This window comes from Bradyrhizobium sp. LeoB3 (assembly GCF_055456055.1).
Window position 1 is genome coordinate 1 of sequence record NZ_JBVBEF010000345.1, and the last position, 654, is coordinate 654.

Annotated in this window: 1 protein-coding gene; it reads left to right on the forward strand. The window is 59.2% G+C overall.

Annotated features, from left to right (window positions below; all coding sequences use genetic code 11):
- Positions 1–654 (forward strand): integrase core domain-containing protein (locus ACZXDY_RS46240; protein WP_464350063.1); only part of this gene is annotated, 654 nt, incomplete at both ends.

Below are 654 nucleotides of genomic sequence, written 5' to 3' on the forward strand. Positions count from 1 at the left end.
CACCGTTGGAAATTCGCCGGCTGATCCGCGAGATGAGCATCGTCAACCCGCTGTGGGGAGCGCCGAGAATCCATGGTGAGCTTCTCAAGCTCGGCATCGAGATCGGTCAGACCAGCGTCGCCAAGTATATGGCGCGGAGGAGGGGCCCTCCCTCGCAGGGATGGAAGACGTTTCTTCGCAACCATGCGGATGGCATTGTCGCAATGGACCTCTTCGTCGTGCCGACAATCTCATTCCGACTGCTCTACGGTTTGCTGATCATGGGCCATGGCCGGCGGCAGATCCTGTGGTGCGGGGTAACCGCGCATCCAACTGCCGAATGGATCGCCAATCAACTGACGGAGGCGTGTGGCTGGGAGCAAATCCCTCGTTACCTGATCAGGGACCGCGATGGTGCCTACGCCGAGATATTCACACGCCGGGTTAGATCCATCGGTATCCGAGATCGCCCGACGTCTCCTCGTTCACCCTGGCAAAACGCTTATGCAGAACGGCTGATCGGCTCGATCCGCAGGGAATGCATGGATCATATCGTGGTGTTTGGCGAACGCCATCTGCGCCACGTGCTGCTCTCGTACATGAGCTACTACAATGGCACGCGACCCCATCTGTCATTGAACAAGGACGCGCCGATATCACGCGCCGCCGAGACAG